Annotated in this window: 18 protein-coding genes; 3 read left to right on the forward strand and 15 right to left on the reverse strand. The window is 40.3% G+C overall.

What is annotated here, in order from left to right:
- The first annotated feature begins 238 nt into the window (after positions 1 to 238).
- Both Q4561_RS12485 and Q4561_RS12490 read left to right on the forward strand, forming a co-directional pair.
- Positions 239 to 1,039 (forward strand): hypothetical protein, encoded by an 801-nt coding sequence (locus tag Q4561_RS12485; protein ID WP_303460871.1) that lies wholly within the window; start codon positions 239 to 241, stop codon positions 1,037 to 1,039.
- A gap of 99 nt (positions 1,040 to 1,138) precedes the next feature.
- A complete protein-coding gene (locus Q4561_RS12490) occupies positions 1,139 to 1,999 on the forward strand; it encodes a sulfotransferase (protein ID WP_303460872.1) in 861 nt (286 codons plus the stop codon).
- Between the two features lie 21 nt (positions 2,000 to 2,020).
- On the opposite strand, the gene Q4561_RS12495 is transcribed toward Q4561_RS12490, so the two are convergent.
- From Q4561_RS12495 to Q4561_RS12505, 3 genes are read right to left on the reverse strand one after another with little or no spacing between them, the layout of a single operon-like run.
- Positions 2,021 to 3,427, reverse strand: a complete 1,407-nt coding sequence (locus Q4561_RS12495; RefSeq protein ID WP_303460874.1) for a TolC family protein — start codon at positions 3,425 to 3,427, stop codon at positions 2,021 to 2,023.
- A gap of 8 nt (positions 3,428 to 3,435) precedes the next feature.
- The gene (locus Q4561_RS12500) at positions 3,436 to 4,479 is read right to left on the reverse strand and encodes an efflux RND transporter periplasmic adaptor subunit (protein WP_303460876.1); all 1,044 of its coding nucleotides are present in this window, start codon (positions 4,477 to 4,479) and stop codon (positions 3,436 to 3,438) included.
- Positions 4,472 to 6,178, reverse strand: a complete 1,707-nt coding sequence (locus Q4561_RS12505) for an ABC transporter ATP-binding protein (protein WP_303460878.1) — start codon at positions 6,176 to 6,178, stop codon at positions 4,472 to 4,474. Before Q4561_RS12505 ends, Q4561_RS12500 begins: the two co-directional genes overlap by 8 nt.
- A 109-nt stretch (positions 6,179 to 6,287) precedes the next feature.
- On the opposite strand from Q4561_RS12505, the gene Q4561_RS12510 reads away from it, so the two are divergent.
- Entirely contained in the window at positions 6,288 to 7,202 is a 915-nt protein-coding gene (locus Q4561_RS12510) for a LysR family transcriptional regulator (RefSeq protein ID WP_303460880.1), read from the forward strand.
- Between the two features lie 83 nt (positions 7,203 to 7,285).
- Here Q4561_RS12510 and Q4561_RS12515 read toward each other — a convergent pair whose 3' ends face one another.
- The 12 genes from Q4561_RS12515 to Q4561_RS12570 form a co-directional block, all read right to left on the reverse strand.
- Positions 7,286 to 8,473, reverse strand: coding sequence for a nucleotide sugar dehydrogenase (locus Q4561_RS12515; RefSeq protein ID WP_303460882.1), 1,188 nt, complete (start codon positions 8,471 to 8,473; stop codon positions 7,286 to 7,288).
- A gap of 42 nt (positions 8,474 to 8,515) precedes the next feature.
- The gene (locus Q4561_RS12520; protein WP_303460883.1) at positions 8,516 to 10,258 is read right to left on the reverse strand and encodes a glycosyltransferase family 2 protein; all 1,743 of its coding nucleotides are present in this window, start codon (positions 10,256 to 10,258) and stop codon (positions 8,516 to 8,518) included.
- 81 nt (positions 10,259 to 10,339) lie between these two features.
- Positions 10,340 to 11,419: a dTDP-glucose 4,6-dehydratase gene (gene rfbB, locus Q4561_RS12525; protein ID WP_303460884.1), complete on the reverse strand. Its 1,080-nt coding sequence runs from the start codon at positions 11,417 to 11,419 to the stop codon at positions 10,340 to 10,342.
- 18 nt (positions 11,420 to 11,437) lie between these two features.
- Positions 11,438 to 12,298: a dTDP-4-dehydrorhamnose reductase gene (gene rfbD / locus Q4561_RS12530; RefSeq protein ID WP_303460886.1), complete on the reverse strand. Its 861-nt coding sequence runs from the start codon at positions 12,296 to 12,298 to the stop codon at positions 11,438 to 11,440.
- A 9-nt stretch (positions 12,299 to 12,307) separates the two neighbouring features.
- Positions 12,308 to 12,853: a dTDP-4-dehydrorhamnose 3,5-epimerase gene (gene rfbC, locus Q4561_RS12535; protein WP_303460888.1), complete on the reverse strand. Its 546-nt coding sequence runs from the start codon at positions 12,851 to 12,853 to the stop codon at positions 12,308 to 12,310.
- 43 nt (positions 12,854 to 12,896) lie between these two features.
- Positions 12,897 to 13,778 carry a glucose-1-phosphate thymidylyltransferase RfbA gene (gene rfbA / locus Q4561_RS12540; protein WP_303460889.1) on the reverse strand — a complete coding sequence of 294 codons (882 nt, stop codon included), beginning with the start codon at positions 13,776 to 13,778 and terminating at the stop codon, positions 12,897 to 12,899.
- Positions 13,763 to 15,139 carry a glycosyltransferase gene (locus Q4561_RS12545; protein ID WP_303460891.1) on the reverse strand — a complete coding sequence of 459 codons (1,377 nt, stop codon included), beginning with the start codon at positions 15,137 to 15,139 and terminating at the stop codon, positions 13,763 to 13,765. The genes rfbA and Q4561_RS12545 overlap by 16 nt, the downstream gene beginning before the upstream one ends.
- Before the next feature lie 91 nt (positions 15,140 to 15,230).
- Positions 15,231 to 15,950 (reverse strand): CatB-related O-acetyltransferase, encoded by a 720-nt coding sequence (locus Q4561_RS12550; RefSeq protein ID WP_303460893.1) that lies wholly within the window; start codon positions 15,948 to 15,950, stop codon positions 15,231 to 15,233.
- A gap of 173 nt (positions 15,951 to 16,123) precedes the next feature.
- Positions 16,124 to 17,224 carry a hypothetical protein gene (locus tag Q4561_RS12555; protein ID WP_303460895.1) on the reverse strand — a complete coding sequence of 367 codons (1,101 nt, stop codon included), beginning with the start codon at positions 17,222 to 17,224 and terminating at the stop codon, positions 16,124 to 16,126.
- 63 nt (positions 17,225 to 17,287) lie between these two features.
- Positions 17,288 to 18,298, reverse strand: coding sequence for a polysaccharide pyruvyl transferase family protein (locus Q4561_RS12560; RefSeq protein ID WP_303460897.1), 1,011 nt, complete (start codon positions 18,296 to 18,298; stop codon positions 17,288 to 17,290).
- Positions 18,288 to 20,015: a hypothetical protein gene (locus Q4561_RS12565; protein ID WP_303460899.1), complete on the reverse strand. Its 1,728-nt coding sequence runs from the start codon at positions 20,013 to 20,015 to the stop codon at positions 18,288 to 18,290. Before Q4561_RS12565 ends, Q4561_RS12560 begins: the two co-directional genes overlap by 11 nt.
- Positions 19,960 to 20,898, reverse strand: coding sequence for a sulfotransferase (locus Q4561_RS12570; RefSeq protein ID WP_303460901.1), 939 nt, complete (start codon positions 20,896 to 20,898; stop codon positions 19,960 to 19,962). Before Q4561_RS12570 ends, Q4561_RS12565 begins: the two co-directional genes overlap by 56 nt.
- Between the last annotated feature and the right edge of the window lie 3 nt (positions 20,899 to 20,901).

A 20,901-nucleotide genomic window follows, 5' to 3' on the forward strand; every position in this document is an offset into this window, starting at 1 on the left:
GTCAGTGTAAGTTATTTCACTTTCCTGTCGAAGCGGATGCGCATTCTAGAGATTTCTGAGCCTGCGTCAACCTCTGTATTAAAAAAAGTGTAATAAAATGAACCAACTGGTTATTTTTCACTCAGATGACATAATAAGTAGACAATATGGACTAATTACTAATAGGATGGGGGACTAATTCCTATAAAGTAGTAGTCCTTAAGTGGTATAGACTACGCAATAAATATAAGGTGGATATATGTTTCGTATTATTTCATTGCTTTCATCGGCAGTGCTGGTACTAGCTGTAAGTACACCAGCGATAAGTATGACCGCAAATGATGGAACAGTTTCACCGGAAGAAGCTAGCACAACACACAGCCAGTCTAATAGTTTCCAAACCTCGTTTTTAAAACGTCAGGTTGATCAGAATATGTCTGTTGGCCGCGCTATTAGTTCTATAGCAGGGCATTATCCTCAAGATGTGGTTTCAATTGTAGATATCGCATTAGACACCTATCCCGACCAGTATCGAGAAATCATCTTTGCTGCTATATCTTCTCAACCATCTTCTACAGAAGAAATTGTTCAGTTAGCTATAGAGAAAGACGTAAGCTCGTGCCCTAGTATCGTTCAGTTAGCGATAATGGCCGAACCTACCTATGTAGATTTTATTGTTCAGGCTGCTGCTGTTGCTACTCCCGAAGACTTAAATGAGATAGTTCGCGTAGCCGTGCTTACGCAACCAGATGCAGCAGACAGTATTGTTCAAATTTTATCACAAGAACATCCGAACAAGATTGTCGATATAATGACAAGTGCACTTAATGCAGTACCTTTCGTAGGTGAATATGTTGTAGATGCACTATTAGCTGTGTTCCCAAATGATGCTAAAACGGTAGTAGAGACTGCAGTTAGAGAATCGTCACAACAACGTGAACAAATTATTCGTATACTCGCTACGGCTCAACACGCGGGGGTACAAGACGATAAATTAAGAGAGTATTCACTCGCAGCGGGTTTAACTGAGGACGAATTTGCTTCAGCCATCAACAATTAATTTAGCTTTACTAAATTAACCGTAAAGATAACGTAAAGACCGAAACATTTTTAAGCATTGTTGGTCGGAGTAAGTAACCTTTGCTTACTTTGATCAATGATGACTGACCTCTCCCATTCGAAACAACCAATTATATGCTTAACTAGCCTTTCGCGTTCTGGGTCAACAGTATTTTCAATGGCCTTAGCCTGCCACGAAAACCTAATATCGTTGGGAGAAGTTTACCAAGTACTCCGTATGGGACCTACCTATTGGTTAAATAGGCAAGAGCATCTATGTAGTTGCGGCGCACCCGCGCATCAGTGTGAATTCTGGCAGCCTGTATTAACGAAAATGCGAAGCTTGGATATTATCGAGCCAACCAAACCTAGCTATTACCCAGACGCCTACTCCGCCTTACTTGGTCAGTTTGCTAAATTGTATAGCAGTGAATACCAACCTATAGATACTTCAAAAGGGATTAAGCATTTAAAACTATTGGCAGGTTCTGACACTATTGATGCAAAAGCATTGTTTCTAATTAGGGATGTGCGCTCATATGCAAGTTCACAAGCTCGGTTAGCCCGTTCACAACCTCGTAAGGGACTAAAAAAGGTGAAGGGTCACTATTGGTATCAGATGTTGAGATGGCTTACTGACAATAAAAAGCGAGAGTCCCTATTAAAGGAACTTGCTTTACCGTTTAGAACAATCGGATATGAACCCTTTTGCTTTAACCCTAGCCAAACCCTCGATAACGTTTATGAGTTTCTCGCACTACCAAAAGTGCCAAGTCATGAGAATATGAAGCAATCTACTCATCATGTGTTATTCGGCAACCCTATGAGAAATTGCGATAAGCGCAAGTCTGAGATTCGTTATGATGATAGGTGGTTTAGTGAAACTAAATATATGTTGCCCGCAGCTCTGATGCCGACACTAATGCAATACAATCAAGCTCGTGTGTATGCCAAACTTTAATAGGCAGTATAAGAAAGAACCCTAGTTATTCACTGTATGAAGCATAGCAACCACACGATAAAGCATCAGTTCTGCGTTCAGTAGGTCTACGTTCGTTTCTATTGCTTTCATTTGCGCTTTGATCTCATTCGATGCTCTTGCATTCAAAGTAAACATATCGCTATCGCCAGCATCAAACCGCTGCAACTCCATATTGGAAAGCTGTTTTGCTAGTTCAGCATTTTGCTGTTGTAAGCTAGCAATCTCTTTCGCTTGTAACCAGTATTCATATGCTTTTTCAAATGCCTGCTCAATAGACTGCTTGCTAGACACATATTTATTGTCGAGTTCTCTCTCCTTCGACACCAATTTAACTTGTTCTGCTTTTGCTTTTCTATTCCCTAATGGATAGGAAAAGGCTAAGCCTACTTTGCTTTCCGTGCCATCAAGGGAGTTAGGCCCGCTTCCTATATCTCGCGCTAAAGATGCTTTTAAATCAAGCTTTGGCAATAGCGCATTTTTGGCTAACGCTTGTTTGTTTTGAACCACAGTTTTATTCATTCGCAATAAAGCGAGTTGAGGGTGCTGGCTTATTTGCTGACGTAGTTGAGCTACCTGGGTATCGTTTACGCTAAAAGGCCATTGAATATTCGGTGATAACTTGGTTTCCCTTACCGGTATCATCTCACCTTGTTTATCACGCCAGTAGTACGACAAGGTTCGTGCATGACCGTTACGTTTCTGTTTTAACTTAGCCACTAATAAACGCTGCTCTAGTACATTCGCCTTAAATTCAGTTAGCGTAGCCCGCGCGAGGTCGCCTTTTTCCACTCGGGTAGACAATGCTCGCTCTCGTTCAGAGGCTCGGCTTAGTAGTGACTCTACCGACACCACCTGCAATGCGCTTTCATACCATAATAAATACTCGGTTAACCCTTTATGTAAGAAGCTATTTAGTAGGTCTTGCGCTTCAGCCTCCCATTGCTGTGCAGCTAACCTTGCATTTCTTACCCCTATTCTTCGTTTATCCACCTCGCGGTTTTTCAACAAAGACAGAGCTATTCCTACACTGGCTTCCCCGCCTGATAGTGTCTCGTATTCTTGCTCGTAGACAGGGAAGTCGCCATCAGACACACGGTATTCGGTATAAACGGAAGCGTTCAACGACTCCAACGGTTTTATCGCACGTTGCTGCAATGCTAAGCCATCGTAGTAACCACTTATTCTGCTAGATGTTTGCTGTTCGATATACGGGTCGAATTCACTTAGCGCGATATCAATATCGGCACCACTTTGAATTTCTCCCTCAGCAATAGCTTGTGTATAAGGGTGATGATACTGCATTGATTCGATAAGCTCGGCTACCGACGGCAAAGAAGCTGCTTTAGCAGGGCTTACCCATGGAAAGCTAAATACTAAAGCTAAAGAAAAGACAGCTAGTTTTCTCATTTTATCCCTTACCAACTCGAGTTTTTGGTTTGAGATGATTCCGGCTCAGCAGTTTGCTGCGGAGGAAAGTTATTTAATTGTCGCCAAAGCTCATAACCTAACTTCACTTCCTCTAACAATACCCATGCTTTAACTCGGCTCCCTAATCGGGTAGCGCTTTCTTTAGGCCAAGGCACATCATCCTCATCAGGCACTATCCATATTTGAAACGTACCTGCAGCACTAGCTACAGGTTCTACATAAATAACTTCGCCGCCAAAAGTGCCAATTGAACTACCAGGCCACCCGCTAAATTGAAATACCGGCCAACCTTCAAACTGCAAGCGTGCCTTCGCGCCTTTTTTAACTAGCGGTGCATCTAGCCCTGTTACCGTAATACGAACGCTGCGTTTGGCGTTTAATGGAATGAACTGCCCTAACACCGCCCCCGCTTTTACAAATGTAGATACGCCACCGGAGTAGAGCCTAATTATAGTGCCATCGACCGGTGCAACTTTGGTTTGTGTAGACTGGCGAGACAAGCTCATACTTACATCGTCGATTGCTGACAAAGAACTTGCCGCCTTTGCCTTAAGTTCCTGCACCTTTATTTGCGCAGCTTCTACATCCTTGCGAGACACTAAGCCCTGCTCTTGCAGCCCAATTTGACGGGCTAAATTATTTTCAGCATTCGCCACGGCGGTTTCGTTGGCTTGATGCCCTGCTTTTGCCGCAGTAAGTTGAGACTGTAATTTATCTAATCGACCGGCATCAGTATCAATTAATGTAACGATTGGATCACCGGCTTTAACCTCCATACCTTCCCGCACATGCCACTTTTTAATTTGCCCATCGACTAGAGCACTAATGGCCTGAGTCCTGTCTACAGGATCTAACGAGTCGACCATGCCCGTGCCATAAGCAGTTTGCATCCAAGGGGTAAACCACAAGATCAGCGAGGCACACACCACCATCGCTATCACCAATCCACACACAACTTTGTGCAGCTTAGGGATATGCAGTGACGATAAAGAACTGACATTATCCAAAAATCGCTTTTCTGCACTATTCATCATCCGCTCCTTTCTGCTGCGCTTGCGGTTTAGAAATGATTTCATTAGCTGGTTCGGTAGCGACGACCTTTGCACTATCCTTTAGATAAATGACACCGTCCAAACAATGGGCCTCTGGCGTATTAGTAAAATACAGTACCGTACAGGTGAGTTCAGATAAACGGTTCAATAAACGCAATCGTAGCGCGAGAGGTATAGCATCGAAGTGCTGGTTAATAATAAGCACCTTTGGCTCTTCAATAATAACCGCCGCCAGTTTTAACAATAGGAACTCAAGAGGCTGAAGAGGTGCTCCCAATACAGACACTTTTGAGTCTACTCCGTTAGGAAGTGCGTCAACGACGGTATCTAGTTCAACAACAGCTAAAGCCGCTCTAATTTCGGCAAAGCTAGCCCTTGGATTAGCTAACCGTAAATACTCTTCAATAGTACACTCAACAATCAAAGAGCGATCTAACGTGTTAATTGCTTGGCGTAATTCATAAGTATCGAAGTCGTATAAACTTAAGTCACCTAGAAGCAATTCACCCTTTTGTGGTTTTTCATAACGCTTCATCAAACCAATAAGCTGTTTTTGAACCCAGCTTTTATTGGTAGTAATAAAGTACTTACCACCCGCTTCAATTTGCAAATCAATTAAACAAGTATCGCTACCATGGGTAAGGTGTAACTTATTAAATATTAACTGTGAAGAAGTAGGCACGCGGTCGGCTTTCTCATTAACGTCTTCTTGCGGAATAACCAGTGCAGATCCTATCTTTTCAGCCGCACCATACAATTCATAATAGAGCTTTAAGTACTGTGTAAATCGTGACAAGCCAAAAAACACGGCAGACATTATTAATTCAGCCGCAACTAATTGGCCTATAGATAGTTGACCTTGCACCACCAATACACCACCAATACCTAACAATGCAGCACTGGCAAACGCATAAAGCAGCAAGAACATCACCACTTGAGAAAAAGTGTAATGAAAATGACCTTCGTGCTTTTTAAGATAATTATTGATGAAGTTGTCGGTACTTCTTCCCGCATATTCCACATGGTCGGCAGATTTGAAAAACTCATGAGCCGCAGCTATGTCGTTTAACCACTTCGCGGAATCGTATTTGGCATGTGACAGTTCAATAGCTGAACGTTTGGCTCCCGTTCCCCAAATTTTCCATATGGCATACATCACCAACACAAGCACCAAGTTAAACGCAAATAGTGTGGGATGGTAAAAAGATACCAAGGTGAAGCCCACTAGCATTTGCAGCACAAGGGCAAAACCATCGACCATAAGTGAAGGCACATTCTTCTGAAAGGTCATAATGTCGAAATAACGTTGGGTAATATTGGTATTTTGCCTGCCTTCAAAAAAACGATGCTCCGCCATAATGGTTTTTAAACTGATCATAGCGGTAAGGCGTGCATAAATTTTTCGTTCGTAATACTCCATAACGCGCATTCGAAGCGCACTAAAGATGCCCGACACGAAAAGCGTCGAAAACAATACAATGGCAAGAATGATAACCGACCGTGTAGAACCAATATTAGCAATGCTGTTAATCAGGGTTTGCACAGCAATAGGTACAGCCAAGGTCATTAAACTGATGGCAACACCGTAAGCAATAGCAACCCAGAAAAAACCTGACTCCGGTTTTAAAATGGCAAACAAGGTTTTCCTAGTTGCGTGTAAATTGATGACTTTTCCCATAATTCCTTCAATAGCGCCGAGTGATACTTCGCATTCTATCTAGTGTAATTCAAATAAAACAATACTAAACCTGTTATATTCTTATTAGTTCATCGTAAAAACCTTACTTATGCATCACCTCAACTATCATCATCTTTACTACTTCTACTTAGTGGCTCGCGAAGGCAGTATTGCGCAAGCCGCTAAGTTACTTCACGTTACTCCTCAAACTGTCAGTGGGCAACTAAGTACCTTTGAAAATCAGATTGGCTATCCTCTTTTCGATAGAGTTAATAAGCGCCTATATTTGAATGATAAAGGGAAAGTAAGCTTCCAGTATGCCAGTGAGATATTTCATAAAGGCCATCAACTAGCAGAAATACTAAACGCCGGTGATGAAATAAATACTAAGGAATTTGTGATTGGTATTACTAATGGCATACCTAAAGTACTTTTTTATGACTTCGTTCATGACACGATGCGCAATTTCGCTAACGTTAAATATGTGATTAAAGAAGATAGCTTCGATGGCTTACTTAAAGAACTAGCAATTTACGCGATTGATTTCATTTTGGCCGATAGGGGTGTTGCGCCGGGTTCACAAGTTAGTGCTAACAGCCACTTTCTTGGAGAAAGTGCGCTTAGCTTTTTTGCTAAAGACCCCCTTTCCGATAACCAGACCTTTCCCGAATGCTTAAATCATATGCCATTGCTGATTCAGGGGAATACGTCCGGTATACACCACGCGTTAACGAGCTGGCTAGAAACGGAACAACTCTATCCAAAGATAGTAGCAGAGTTTGATGACACTGCACTGCTAAAACTATTTGGTAGCGAGAACTTCGGGGTATTTTGCGCGCCGTCGGCCATATCAAGTCATGTTGAAGCGCAATATGGTGTTTACTGTATTGGACAGGCCCATTCATTGAATGAAAGGTACTATGCTATTACGGGGAAAAGTCGCGTAGATTTTACTATTACTGAATCTATTATTAGGGCGGCGCGCATCAACTTAGGTTACTCACAAAAGCCTATAGATGCTTAGTTGAAGTGAACTCTGAGGTTTTGAAAACAAAAAAACCAGCATTAATGCTGGTTTTTGTGAGCTATCAGTTTTTTGTAAAAGTATTAGTCAGCGCCAAATAAATCGCGGCTGTACACTTTCTCTAGTACGTCTTCGATGTCTTCGGTAACGCGGTTTGCCACGATTACATCAGAAATAGATTTAAATTCTTCTAAATCTTTGATTACGCGCGAATGAAAGAAGTCATCTTCGGTAATAACCGGCTCGTAAACAACAACCTCGATACCTTTCGCTTTAATACGCTTCATGATGCCTTGAATTGCACTCGCTCTGAAGTTGTCAGACCCCGACTTCATAATTAAGCGGAAGATACCCACAACCTTAGGCTGACGACTAACAATAGAATCGGCAATAAAGTCTTTACGCGTGCGGTTAGCATCTACGATAGCCTGAATCATGTTGTTAGGCACTTCACTGTAGTTAGCTAGCAACTGTTTGGTATCTTTCGGCAAGCAGTAGCCGCCATAACCAAAGCTTGGGTTGTTGTAGTGATCGCCAATACGCGGATCTAATCCAACACCTTCAATGATTTGTTTAGAATTTAAGCCACTACGCTCTGCATAGCTATCTAACTCATTAAAGTAGGCTACACGCATAGCTAAGTAAGTATTAGCGAAAAGCTTTATCGCTTCAGCTTCAGTGCTGTGGGTGAAAAGAATATTGATATCTTCTTTAATAGCACCTTGTTCTAGCAAACCAGCAAACACCTTCGCACGCTCACTTTGCTCACCAACAATAATACGGCTTGGGTACAAGTTATCGTAAAGGGCTTTACCTTCACGTAAGAACTCTGGCGAGAAGATGATATTTTCAGTGCCATGACGCTCTTTAGCTTCAACGGTAAAACCTACTGGTACGGTAGACTTAACCACCATCACCGCATTAGGATTTACTCGCATCACTTCTTTAATTACGGCATCTACCGAACTGGTATTGAAATAGTTGGTTTGCGCATCGTAATCGGTAGGCGTTGCGATAATAACAAACTCGGCATCTTTATAAGCAAGTTCAGTATCTAGCGTTGCTTTAAGATTTAGCTGCTTGTTCGTTAAGTATTCTGTAATTTCTTTATCTTCAATAGGAGACTTTTTGTCGTTTAAAAGATCCACTTTCGCTGGTACTACATCTACCGCAATAACTTCATTGTGCTGTGCCAATAAAACTGCGTTCGATAAACCTACATAGCCTGTGCCTGCGACGGCTATTTTCATGCTTTGTGGTGTGCTTTCCATAATTTCGTTTTCTCCGTAACTAGAAGCAATGACTATAAATTATCAATATGAAGCTAATAAAACACTCTGCTCTTCTTTTGTCTTAAGCGCAAAGTTTTCGCGTTTCAGCGTTAAATTAGGGTTATATGCAGGGTCGTGCTTAATAACATGAGACCACTTTGTTTTTAGATATTCAAGTTCACGATTAAACCTTGCGGCTTTTTCAGGTGAAATATCTAGCCCTCGACTGACCGACTCATGATGATATAGCTCAGCCTCGGCACAATACAAGTTTCTAACACCCAATTCTCTAACCCGTAAACAGAAATCGACATCGTTGAAGGCCACCGCGAGGTTTTCTTCATCTAGGCCACCCACTGCACCAAAATGGCTACGCTTTACTAACAGACATGCCGCAGTAACCGCACTATAGTTTTGTGTGGCGGCAAGTCGTTTTAAATACCCAGGGTGATATCGAGGAAAATATTTATGTGCGTGCCCGGCACCGCCTCCATAACCAAGTACCACGCCAGCATGCTGTATACGGCCATCTGAATAAAGAAGTTTAGCACCTACGCATCCAATATCTTCACGCATAACGTGACCTACCATATACGTAAGCCACTCAGGGCTGATCACTTCAATATCGTTATTAATTAACCCTACTACCTCTCCTTTAGCATGATTTACGCCAAAGTTGTTTATTGCTGAGTAATTAAATGGTCCTGGGTAGTTTAAAACGCGAACTTCTGGCAACTCTGCCAGCGTTTCGAAATAACGAATGCTTTCAACTTCATCAGAACCATTATCAATGAGAAGAATTTCGTAATTTTTGTAGATGGTTTTTTCGCGGATGGAATCTATGCACGCCTTTACTAACTCTTTGCCGTTTTTAGTGGGAATAATTAAAGATACTAATGGCTCGTTAGGTGTTTTCCACAACACGCAGTTAATTTTTTGATGTTTTGCAAAGCTAGACACTGCACTACCCTGCGCATTTAAGTCATCAGAGATTGAAAGCAATTCACTTTGCTCACGTTTAACCGAGTTTTCTGAATGCACCAAAGTAAAAGGAATATGAGAGATGGTAACAGCTGATTGCTTTTGCCAAGCCGTGGTAACTAATTGGGCAATACTACTAGCGCTGTGAGTGGCAAGTACGTCCAATACCCTTGGCGAAACCAGCACGCCCGTATTGATATAAGCAGTAGAGAGTTGTAGGTCTGGATTCCAATCAGGTAGAAACTTAGGGCTTGTTAGTACCCCTTTCTGATTCTTTTCATCAGTATCGCAATACGCAATATCGGTTTTATTCCCAACAGCAATAAACTCATTCAATGCAAACTCTGAAAGGCTATCGCCGGATTTAATCAATAAAGTGGAATGATTCGCATCACATGCATCTAAGGCTTGAGCAATAGATAGTACACTTTCAACATTATCGTATTGAGAAGCTGTTATTTTACCAACTACAAATACATTTTTAATTTGGCCTGAATACCGTTGCACGTTTTGCAGTGTGGTAGCGAGAAAGTCAGTTCCTACTACTACCACGTTAACTTTTTCTTTATCACTTTCAATATGGCTGGCGTATTTATCGCCTAGCAACTTCCCCTGAAGTTTTAAGTAATGCTTATACATTGCCATGCGCTTCTTTTTACTAGGAAAACCATAGAAGAGTCCGGAGCGCTGAAGAGAACGGCTGTACAACTCAGTTAACTGAGCATTTTGCTTTAGCTTCTGTTTGAACGATAAAGGCAGTAATCCTACCGCACCTTTCACGGTAAGCATTGCAAACTTCTTCATACTACGTAGATCCCTCGGATAAAAAGAAAAAGGCCGCTAAAATAGCGGCCTTCAAGTTTAACATGATTTAAAAGCTAAAAACTAACTGCTAGTACCTAGGCGCTCACCTTGGTAACTACCATCCAAAACAGCTTTCCACCAGCCTTCGTTACTCAAATACCATTCAACAGTTTTACGAATACCGCTTTCAAATGTTTCTTGGGGTGACCAGCCTAACTCACGTTCAATTTTAGACGCATCGATAGCGTAACGCATATCGTGACCAGGGCGGTCTGCCACATAAGTAATTTGCTCTGCATACTTACTGTCTTTAGGCTGAACGTCATCCAGAATTTCGCAAATAGTATTCACTACTTCAATATTTTGCTTTTCGTTATGGCCGCCAATGTTATAGGTTTCCCCAATTTTTCCTTCAAGGGCAACTAGCACTAATGCACGGGCATGATCTTCCACATACAACCAATCGCGAATTTGATTACCTTTACCGTAAACAGGCAATGGCTTGCCAGCTAAGGCATTCAAAATAACTAAAGGAATTAGCTTTTCTGGAAAATGATACGGGCCATAATTGTTCGAACAGTTGGTTACCAATGTAGGTAGTTTGTAGGTACGAAGCCATGAACGCACCAACTGATCTGAAGACGCTTTACTTGCAGAATAAGGCGAGCTTGGTGCATAAGGGGTAGTTTCAGTGAATAGAGGTAATTCTGTACCTTCTTCTACTTCATCTGGATGTGGAAGGTCGCCATATACTTCATCAGTTGAAATATGGTGGAATTTAAAGCCTTTCTTTTTCCCATCATCAAGCGTTGACCAAAAAGCACGAGCTTGCTCAAGCAAGGTATAAGTACCTACTACATTGGTTTGAATGAACTCGCCTGGGCCATCAATTGAACGGTCTACATGAGATTCAGCCGCCAAGTGCATAATGATGTCGGGTTGGTGGGCATTAAGAACGGCTTTTACGCCGTCGGCATCACAAATATCGACTTGTTCAAACGCATACCGCTCGTTATCTGATACAGATAAAAGCGATTCTAAGTTACCCGCATAGGTAAGCTTATCTAAGTTTACGACTTTATGGTCTGTATCATTAATAAGATGGCGAACAACTGCCGAGCCAATAAACCCTGCGCCACCTGTTACTAAAATCGTTTTCATACGTGTATTACTCAATAATTATGCTTTCAACTCATCCATCATGGCAGACAATTGCGTACGCCAATGTGTAAGATTAAGTGATGAAAAAGTATCTCGTGTGCTGGTTTTATCTAGCACGCTATAGTGCGGTCGTGAAGCTGGCGTGGGGTACTGAGAAGAAGGAATAGGCAATACTGGAATAGCCGAAGATAACAAACCTTTTTCAATGCCCAGTTCTTGAATGGCTAGCGCGAAATCGTACCAACTGGCTACGCCTTCATCCGTCCAGTGATATACACCTTGGGTTTTATTCTGCGCCGCACTTACGCACACTTCTGCCAACCCTTTGGCCCACGTAGGGGTGCCAATTTGATCGTCAATCACCGACAACTGCGGTTTATCTGCCATTAAACGAAGCATGGTTTTAACGAAGTTATTCCCATGAGATGAATACACCCACGCGGTACGAATTAAGCAACTTGAGTTAGGCAGTAAATCAAGCAAGGCTTTTTCGCCATCAGCTTTGGTTTTACCGTAAACCCCTTGAGGCTCGATAGTATCGTCAGTGAGATAAGGTGAACCTTTATGGCCGTTAAACACGTAATCGGTAGACACATGTACTAAAAATACACCTGATTGCTTACAGTACTTTGCTAGGTTTTCAACGGCAGTCGCGTTTATTGCGTGGCATAAATCAAAATCATCTTCTGCTTTATCTACCGCAGTATAAGCTGCTGCGTTAATAATAACGCTTGGCGCTAGTTTGCTTAGCGTTTCAGATAGTACAGATTCGTTGGTAATGTCAGTATCTTCAGGGCCTAAACAAATAGTGTCTTCGCCTAGAATACGAACCAATTCAAACGACAATTGGCCAGCATTGCCAATAACTACAATACTCATGTTTAATCCTTAAAACGTAGGGGCATCAACGAACGCGACGCCATTTTCATCTTTTCCAGATAAAGACGGCTTTTCGCCATTAACTAATGGCCAATCGATGTTTAAAGTAGAGTCGTCAAATTTAACCGACACTTCTGATTCTGGGTGATAGTAGTCTGTGCATTTATACACGAACTCAGCAGATTCACTGGTTACATAAAAACCGTGAGCAAAACCTGCGGGTACCCATAGTTGACGCTTATTTTCAGCCGACAGTAAAACCCCTACCCACTTTCCATAAGTAAGTGAGCTTTTACGCATATCTACGGCAACATCATATACTTCGCCGCTGACTACGCGAACCAATTTACCTTGAGTTTGTTCTAACTGGTAATGCAGCCCACGAAGAATACCTTGGCTGGATTTTGAATGGTTGTCTTGCACAAATTCAACATCTGCACATTCTTTTTTGAACCAGTCGGTGCGGAAGGTTTCTAGAAAGAAACCGCGCTCGTCGCCAAATACTTTTGGCTCAATAATTTTAACGTCTGGGATGTCTGTGGCTATAATTTGCATTGCTGTGCACTATTCCAATTTGTTGGCGGTATCAGAGGTGAAACTAAGCTTTAACGCGATCGTTAATGACTTTCATTAAATAATCGCCATAACCACTCTTTTTAAGCGGCGCCGCTAATTGCTCTAATTGCGCAGCATCGATATAGCCCATGCGATAAGCGACTTCTTCCGGGCAACATACCTTTAAGCCTTGGCGTTTCTCAATAGCTGCAACAAAGTTCGCTGCATCTAACAATGAATCAAGCGTACCTGTATCAAGCCAAGCAGAACCTCGGCCCATTAACTCAACCTTTAAGCTGCCATCTTGCAGGTAAAGATTATTAAGATCGGTAATTTCAAGTTCGCCACGATGTGAGGGCTTCACTTCTTTAGCAAAATCTACCACACGATTATCGTAATAATATAAGCCAGTAACCGCATAGTTAGATTTAGCAACAGCAGGCTTTTCTTCAATTGAAAGCGCGTTCCAACTGTCGTCAAATTCCACTACACCATAACGCTCAGGGTCGTTTACGTGGTAACCAAATACGGTAGCACCATATTCTTGCCTGAAAGCATTCTGAAGAGATAGTTTTAAATCATGACCATAATAAATGTTATCGCCTAGCACTAATGTACAGCTTTCACCGGCTAGAAAGTCTTCACCAATTAAGAATGCTTGAGCAAGACCATCCGGTGATGGTTGAACTGCGTATTGAACATTAATCCCTAATGCGCTGCCATCGCCAATAAGCTCAATAAAACGCTGCTGTTCTTGAGGGGTGGTAATGATAAGAATGTCTTTTATACCCGACATCATTAATGTAGTAAGCGGGTAAAAAATCATGGGTTTATCATAAACCGGCATTAACTGCTTACTGACTACTTTAGTTAGTGGGTGTAAACGTGTGCCAGATCCGCCAGCTAGAATTATTCCTTTTCGCATTCTAACCACCTTGTTATTGGTCGACTGTCATTTTTGAAGTTGAATTTTTTCGTTAAGAAATCTACCGCATTGTCGGTAACATATTGAAGGCTGATGTCGTTCTTTGTTGCTCTAACAGCACGCATTTTTTCAACTGAATCTTGAATTGACACATTCGCCCACCGCGAATTACACGCAAGAGGATATGCACTGTCTTCTACCAACATTAACTTATAGTCTACAAACCAAGGGTAATCATTTGGAAAGAGATCTGTACTTCCAGAATATTTCGTGGTTATAACGGGTATTTTTCTTAAAATTGCTTCCGCTAAAGTACGCCCAAACCCTTCGCTTCTGTGCAGCGATACATAACAATCGGCAGTGCGCCATAACAGCTCTAATTCACTCTGAGTCATTAATCGACTCACTATTTTAATTCTATGATCTGAACTCGCCTTGCGTTTCACGGTTTCCCAATGAGCGCTATCTGTTTCATTTGCAACTTTTAAAATAAGTTCTACATCTTCTGATGTGGAAAATGCTTGCTGAAATGCTTGAACAATAGCAAGAGGGTTTTTCCTTTCAATAAACGATCCAGCATCGAAGATGAATAAGAAACGAAATGACGAACTGGCTCTTTTATCTTTCACACCACTCTCATTTAATGGCATAACCACTGGGGCGGCATAATGAACATTACCATGTACTTTTCGAAGTGCTGTAGTTGTAAACTCTGATATTCCCCAAACCTCATCAAAAGGAGCAAGTGTAGAAGTCCATTCATCTGGAACGTTCTCTAACTCCCAAGGTGGGACAGCAACTGCGCTACCAAAGCTTCCATTAAAATCATCATAAATATTGAGGAGCTTCGGAATTTCAATCGGATTTAGGAATATAACTGACTTATCAAACCTTAATCGCCCTTCATTCGGGTGCGTGTAAGCTTGTGGGTCATCTGATGGATGGCCAATATGCAAAATCGAGTAATCAACCCCCATATCATCAAGCAGGCTTGCGTAGCAGCGAATGTCTTCCCCTAAGCCTAGTCGCCCTCTACTATACCCTACTAGGTTGACCCCACCGGGAATTAGCTTTTCTGGATCTTTAAGTATATTTGAATAGCTCAGTTCAAGCTCATCGACATTGAATATACTGCGTCCATATTGTTCAAACCAACCTACGATTTTGGCTCGGTTTTTGTAAGTTGATACGTCGATATTTCCGTTTATTTTTTGATACAGTAAAACAATTAGATTTGTGACTATTATTGACTGGTCTTGCTTTATATTTTGGCTAGGTGCAAACAACTGCTCCCATATCTTAGGAGTTAAACTGCTGACTCTTTTCTTTGTCCATGGTATGAAATGATTAAATAAATCCATTACTTTCTTAACTTTAATGTTCACTAGTGAGATAGCGTTTTTAGCTTCCTAATATTTCTGAGGATCACAGAGAAACACCTTTCAATGATAATCATAGTTTGAACTCGCTCACCTTATTAAGTTCTATAACGGGGTAACTAATCTTATCTAAATCCTTCACCTGCAATACATCACAGAACCTTTCTACGTCGTCAAATTTCACATTTAATGAGAGTAAGTCATCTAGTGCATAATCCCACCATTTTATATTTAATAGTTTTTCAGATAGTTTGAGATTAAATCGATTTTTTAGAAAGGTGGCTGGAGAGCCTCCAAATATTGTGTAAGGTGGTACATCTTTGGTAACGACTGAATGTCCTGCTATCACTGCCCCATCCCCGATAGTAATTCCTGGCTTTAAAATACAGTCATTCCCAATCCAAACATCATTTCCAATTGTCACCGGCAACGGGCTTTGCGAGTAACGTTGAGTCAACTCACTATAGTCATCGTTAAGGTACTTTCTAACAATAGAAGGAGAGTAAAACACTGGGGATGTAGAAAGCCATTTAACTGGATGCTCGGGTCCTAAAATCTTTACTCCTCGTCCAATAGAACAAAATCGTCCAACCTTTAATGAGACAAAATTGCTGCGGGAATAAGAGTAGGCTCCCATTGTATATAAGTGATTTCCAGAAAAACGAGAATGGGGCTCTAGCCTTGCTTCATCTTCAATAACAACTAGGCTTGGATTTTTGGCATCTCCATTAGTATTAATTGAGATAGAAAATTCACTAAGGGTAGTCAAAATATCTTTTTTATTTAATTTCATACTTGCAACCATGCTCTATTATTTTCAACTTCCAAAATTTATCTTCACCTACTATCAAATTAAACTATGACAAACCTAAAACACTGCACTTGAAAATTTACCTTTTTAATTTTTAGCTAAATCATATTTATAAAGCATGAAATCACTCTAAATTTGCTTTTTTGCACATTAAATTAATTGAGCCCCAAAGTACGTTTACCGTTAGTAATATTTTTCTTTAACCATTGCTTTAGCTTTATTTTAATAGGAATACTTCTTTTTAATATTTTAATGCGTTCAGGAGCTTTGAGCTGCCCATTAGACGACCACTCATTAACCATTTTATAGTATATCAAAATTTGGAAAGAATCGGCCGACTGCAAAAAATCATTGAGTAAGCTCTTAAAGTCGTTATCAGATAACTGCTGCTTTCTAAACTTTTTCTGTTCCAAGTGATTACATTTTTCTATGAATAAATCACTGTTGTAAACATCATATTTTTGACAAAAGTCTTTTAACGTATTTAAATATTCTTCTTTATAAAGTTCGAATACTTTCACTGGTATTAAAGAGTACGCCTCTTTTCCCGCAGAATAAGATTGTAAAAAACGATCTAGTGCTCCTTGAAGTTCTCCAAGTGGAAACTGATTAAACCACCGTTTGAACTCTAGAGCATCTATAGAATATGAAGTATTCACCCTAACGTGATGGGAATCAATCGGAAATTCTGAAACTGGTAACTTAAGAATATCGCTGAAATCACCTAGTAAAGTGCCATTGGTATAACAAGCATCATTGTATGGCCTAAGAATAAAACGCTCTTTTCCAATTTTCTTAATTTTTCTTTCAAGTGTTTTCAATTGGAAGGATTTAGGCTTTACCGGAACCCCTAATTTTTTCACTTCTCCATGTCGCTTTACCCCCTGATTGTAAGACGATTCTATGACTTCTACGGGGTAGCGTAGGTATGCTATAAACTTGGCAGAAGGAAAGGCATCCGCTAATATCTCCGGATGTAAGAAAAAGAATTCTGAAGAAAGTAGCAATGTCGAGCAGCCTGACTTATGAAAGTCTAACAAAAGCTTTTCTTTCTTCGTTTCAGAATACTCTAACTTTCCTTCATTTGAACGAGTAAAAATAGATAGCACATTTCCCGAACTGACACCATTTGGGTCAATTGGATGTTCTGGATAATAAATTCCAAATTTTCTAAGCATTTCAACATGACTTAATAGCCACTTCTGAATCGCCGAAGTCCCTGATTTTGGAGGACCAATATGTATAAGTATTGTCAATTTTCAAACTCAACAAAAAAGCTGCTCTTTGAGCAGCTTAGGCATTCAATATACTCTACAAATTTACTTATTAACTTCCGCTTCAATTTGTAATTTCAGGCTCAGAAGTGAACTTCTAGAAAAGCCTATTAACGTATCAATATTACTCCATAGCTGAGGTCTTTTGTTTTGGGGGTTCTCATACTTTATTTTTGTTTTATCACCACCAATTAGCCAAGAGTCTAATCGTAAATATTTATATAAGTTAACAAACTTATCGGTTTTTAATAGCGAAATAGTTGGAACATGATGAGCTAGGCCCACGACACAGCCATGAAATTTCATACTATAAAGCAATGTGCACTCGGCTATGGCCTTTGTAACATCTTCATCATTATCGAACGTTAAAACTGGTACTCCCAAATCCCAAGACTTACTTCCCTCTATATCCCATTCTTTTTCTGGACCAGTTGAAGCCAGAATTTCAACCACCTCGTATCCGCACTCTGTATAGATGTCGACAATCTTGCGCATTTGTTGAATTCTATCGGTCCCATAGTTCTTCTGATGACGCGTGATTATACCAACTCTTTTACTATCAGTTTTCTCTACACCTACCCTCTCCATAGAGAAAGCAATATCTGGAGTCACATAAAGTTTCTGAACTACTGAAGGAGCTTGTTTAGCGATCCAATTGTAGCTTTCTATATCTCTTACACCGATATACTTAACAGCATCGTCTTTTAAAAATGTGACAATTTCTTCAATCACTTTCTTTTCGTGGCCTAGCCACGTAGCAACTCCAATCCCATACAGGAATACTGGTTTTGAAAGAAGTTCTTTATACCAATAATTTATTTTGCCTTGCGGGCGAATTAAGTCGCCACCGCCTATCAAAAGGGCATCAATATTATCAACAAAGTTTTCTCTGTCAGATGGTTCTGAGTGCATACACTTAGGGATTCCAGTGACTTGCTCAAACGTAATTATTTCTGCATCCGAAAACTCGTTATTCCACACTTGGTGAAAGAGTTCATCACCATAGTTTCCAAATCCAAAGTATCCCAATATCCCTAGTTTCATATTATTTCTCATTAAAAACTCTATTTATAAATTCTTGTTTCGTCTCAAAAGGTTGATGGAAGAGTAATAACGAGTCTATGTCATATGACTCATATAAATTGCTAAACACCACCGAGCCTTTCTTTTCTTTAAAATAACTGTATAACGAATACAAAGCTGACTGATCTATCCACCAAATATTACTCCCCTCTCCATCACCATATATAGAGTAGAAGTAATTTGAAAAATATTGGATAAATTGCATAGCCCCTTCGGTGTTGTTAAAGACCGTAGTATTAGCAGGTATTACCCGCCAAGGGAACAAGTTGCTTTCATCTCTTATCTTAAGTGCGATGTCTGCACTGTCTTCTTCAAATTTAAGATCGGCTAGGTTTCCAGAAAAGCCAACGTCTATATCTGTTATCAAAATAGGAGAGTTATAATATTGGAGTAACTCCCCGACAATCAGGAAACGAATAGAAGCGTAAAGTGCTTTTATATTCGTGCTGTTCTCAGCTGTACTGTACGAAAAGTTTATATCGCCAGCCGTTTTTCGGTACTTATCTATTTCTACTTTTACTGCTTCAGAAGGGTTTACAATATGGAAATGTAATTGATACCCACTATTTCTAGCCTTAAATGATTTTTGATAAATGTCGAAAAAAAGCAGAAAATATTTACTATCACTCGCCACAACGGTAGTCATTGGGCAATCGGCAATTACGTTTGCCTCATCAAATATCACTTTCTCTTTCTTTGCAATTAGCATTTTTTCAATATGTTCAGGAGATCGAACCGTAATTGCTCCTTTGTCACTTGGCAAACTATAGTCTGACTCATTACTTTTATTGAAATATGAAACCGCCTCTCTGAAGTGCCCATTTAAGTGATTTAGCTGACCCGTATATAAAGAAACAAAGCTATTCAAATCATCATGCTGTTTCGCCGCATCGACAGTTACTGTCAATTCACTTATAAGCGCCGGTCTACTTAAAACATTGCACAAAGACTCTCCGTAATATCTAAAGATATAATTTTTTATCAACGATGATGAAAATTGCTTTCCAATGAATGGCTTCAACACTGAGATGACACTTATATATTGCCGCTTCTTAAACCACAACCTAGCAAGCGAAAAGGCAACCCAATCATTATCAGCGGGTCTTAATTCTTTTAGCTCCTTAACCGTAAGCTGGTGCCATTTAAAAATATTTTCATTTTCTGTATTTTCGAACTGAGGAATGATTGACATCGCTTCATTGTGCATTTGTTGCTTAACTAATGCTTGAAAGAGAATAAAAGCTGCTCGAACTTTATCATCGCCTTCAAATTCGAACTCTTGTGATACTTCCGAAATACCGTCATATCGGCCAGTTTTCAAACAAGCTTTCATCAAGGTAAGTGCATTATTTTTATTAACTACCATTAAGCTTGAATTTATTTGAGCTATTTCTTCCCAGTCATTTTCCGCTTGCAATGCTCTAACGTAAAAATTTAGAAGGATTGGGTCAGAGTGATGTGATTGTTTTCCTTTCAACCGAAGGATCAGTGCTTTGTTTTTACCAGCCCTCACGCACGCCCTAGCAAATAATCTCTCTACTTTTATATCCAGCTTTTCAGAGTTTTGAAGTTCTTCTACAACAAGTGATGGCTCTTCAATAACTCGTTTTTCTAAAACTGTGAGATCCATTCCTTTATCTCCAAAAATTCGAGAGAGTTTCTTTTTTACTATTGATAAAACTGATTTCATTTTGACTAAGCTCTAGGGAAAGGTCTACGTCATTCTTCTGCGGTGCTTTATTTAACAAGGGATCCCAAGCCTGCGCGTTTCTGGGGCGAGAGATGTTGTTTGGATCAATGTAGTCAACTCCAATAAAATCATACACAGATTGTAGAGTGTCATTTGGTGAAGAGGTTAAGTCACCATAAGGAACCACTTTTACACTTTCTCCTATATCATTGAGTAAGTTAGTCACCGTTTTATCAATGTTAGAAAAATACTTCATATAATTTTCAGTGGAATGCGAAAGCCACGCGATTGAAGGGTCATCAGCAGACTTTCCCAATTCTATTTCTTTTTTGAAACGTTTCTTATGGGATGCAATGATCTCACCAGGCTCTCTTGTGCACACTAATAATTTAGCATTTGGGAACGTGGCTAAAATTTCCTTCGCACATCGGATATGAGCTGGTGTTTTTTCGACTAATCGTTTCTCCCCTAAATGTTTCCAAGAGTTATAGAAAAATGCACGATTAACATGTTTATATCGCCTCTCATACCAAATTTCTTTTCTATTAGGGTGATTCAAATATTGGCGAGACATCCCCTGAGATGAAAGCATTTTATTTCTTTCAACTAATGGCGAAATACTATCTTGAAAAGCTTTTAAGTTCTTTTGACCCAAATATACACGCATTTCATAATTTTCAGGCCCAGAAGGCTCGAGTAACAACCAAGGCTTGATAAAGCAAAATGTTTCTACTGTTGCGTGTGAAAAATCACAAAAATCAGGATGGTTCGAAACCTGTTGAAACAATAAGCTAGTACCGCTTCTTTCAGGTCCCATTATGAACACTGGCTGCTGCGCCCTAGCCCAATCTCCCAACATTTTTTTATATAACTGAAAATCCATTAA

This window comes from Alteromonas sp. 1_MG-2023 (assembly GCF_030547075.1).
Taxonomy (GTDB): Bacteria; Pseudomonadota; Gammaproteobacteria; order Enterobacterales; family Alteromonadaceae; genus Alteromonas.

Bases quoted from the DNA above. Each gene is read 5' to 3' on its own strand.
- Q4561_RS12550 (WP_303460893.1), bottom strand. From the start codon at position 15,950: ATGAAATTAAATAAAAAAGATATTTTGACTACCCTTAGTGAATTTTCT.
- Q4561_RS12485 (WP_303460871.1), top strand. From the start codon at position 239: ATGTTTCGTATTATTTCATTGCTTTCATCGGCAGTGCTGGTACTAGCT.
- Q4561_RS12495 (WP_303460874.1), bottom strand. From the start codon at position 3,427: ATGAGAAAACTAGCTGTCTTTTCTTTAGCTTTAGTATTTAGCTTTCCA.
- rfbB (WP_303460884.1), bottom strand. From the start codon at position 11,419: ATGAAAACGATTTTAGTAACAGGTGGCGCAGGGTTTATTGGCTCGGCA.
- Q4561_RS12490 (WP_303460872.1), top strand. From the start codon at position 1,139: ATGACTGACCTCTCCCATTCGAAACAACCAATTATATGCTTAACTAGC.
- rfbD (WP_303460886.1), bottom strand. From the start codon at position 12,298: ATGAGTATTGTAGTTATTGGCAATGCTGGCCAATTGTCGTTTGAATTG.
- rfbA (WP_303460889.1), bottom strand. From the start codon at position 13,778: ATGCGAAAAGGAATAATTCTAGCTGGCGGATCTGGCACACGTTTACAC.
- Q4561_RS12520 (WP_303460883.1), bottom strand. From the start codon at position 10,258: ATGAAGAAGTTTGCAATGCTTACCGTGAAAGGTGCGGTAGGATTACTG.
- Q4561_RS12505 (WP_303460878.1), bottom strand. From the start codon at position 6,178: ATGGGAAAAGTCATCAATTTACACGCAACTAGGAAAACCTTGTTTGCC.
- rfbC (WP_303460888.1), bottom strand. From the start codon at position 12,853: ATGCAAATTATAGCCACAGACATCCCAGACGTTAAAATTATTGAGCCA.
- Q4561_RS12515 (WP_303460882.1), bottom strand. From the start codon at position 8,473: ATGGAAAGCACACCACAAAGCATGAAAATAGCCGTCGCAGGCACAGGC.
- Q4561_RS12560 (WP_303460897.1), bottom strand. From the start codon at position 18,298: ATGAGAAATAATATGAAACTAGGGATATTGGGATACTTTGGATTTGGA.
- Q4561_RS12570 (WP_303460901.1), bottom strand. From the start codon at position 20,898: ATGGATTTTCAGTTATATAAAAAAATGTTGGGAGATTGGGCTAGGGCG.
- Q4561_RS12510 (WP_303460880.1), top strand. From the start codon at position 6,288: ATGCATCACCTCAACTATCATCATCTTTACTACTTCTACTTAGTGGCT.
- Q4561_RS12565 (WP_303460899.1), bottom strand. From the start codon at position 20,015: ATGAAATCAGTTTTATCAATAGTAAAAAAGAAACTCTCTCGAATTTTT.
- Q4561_RS12545 (WP_303460891.1), bottom strand. From the start codon at position 15,139: ATGGATTTATTTAATCATTTCATACCATGGACAAAGAAAAGAGTCAGC.
- Q4561_RS12500 (WP_303460876.1), bottom strand. From the start codon at position 4,479: ATGAATAGTGCAGAAAAGCGATTTTTGGATAATGTCAGTTCTTTATCG.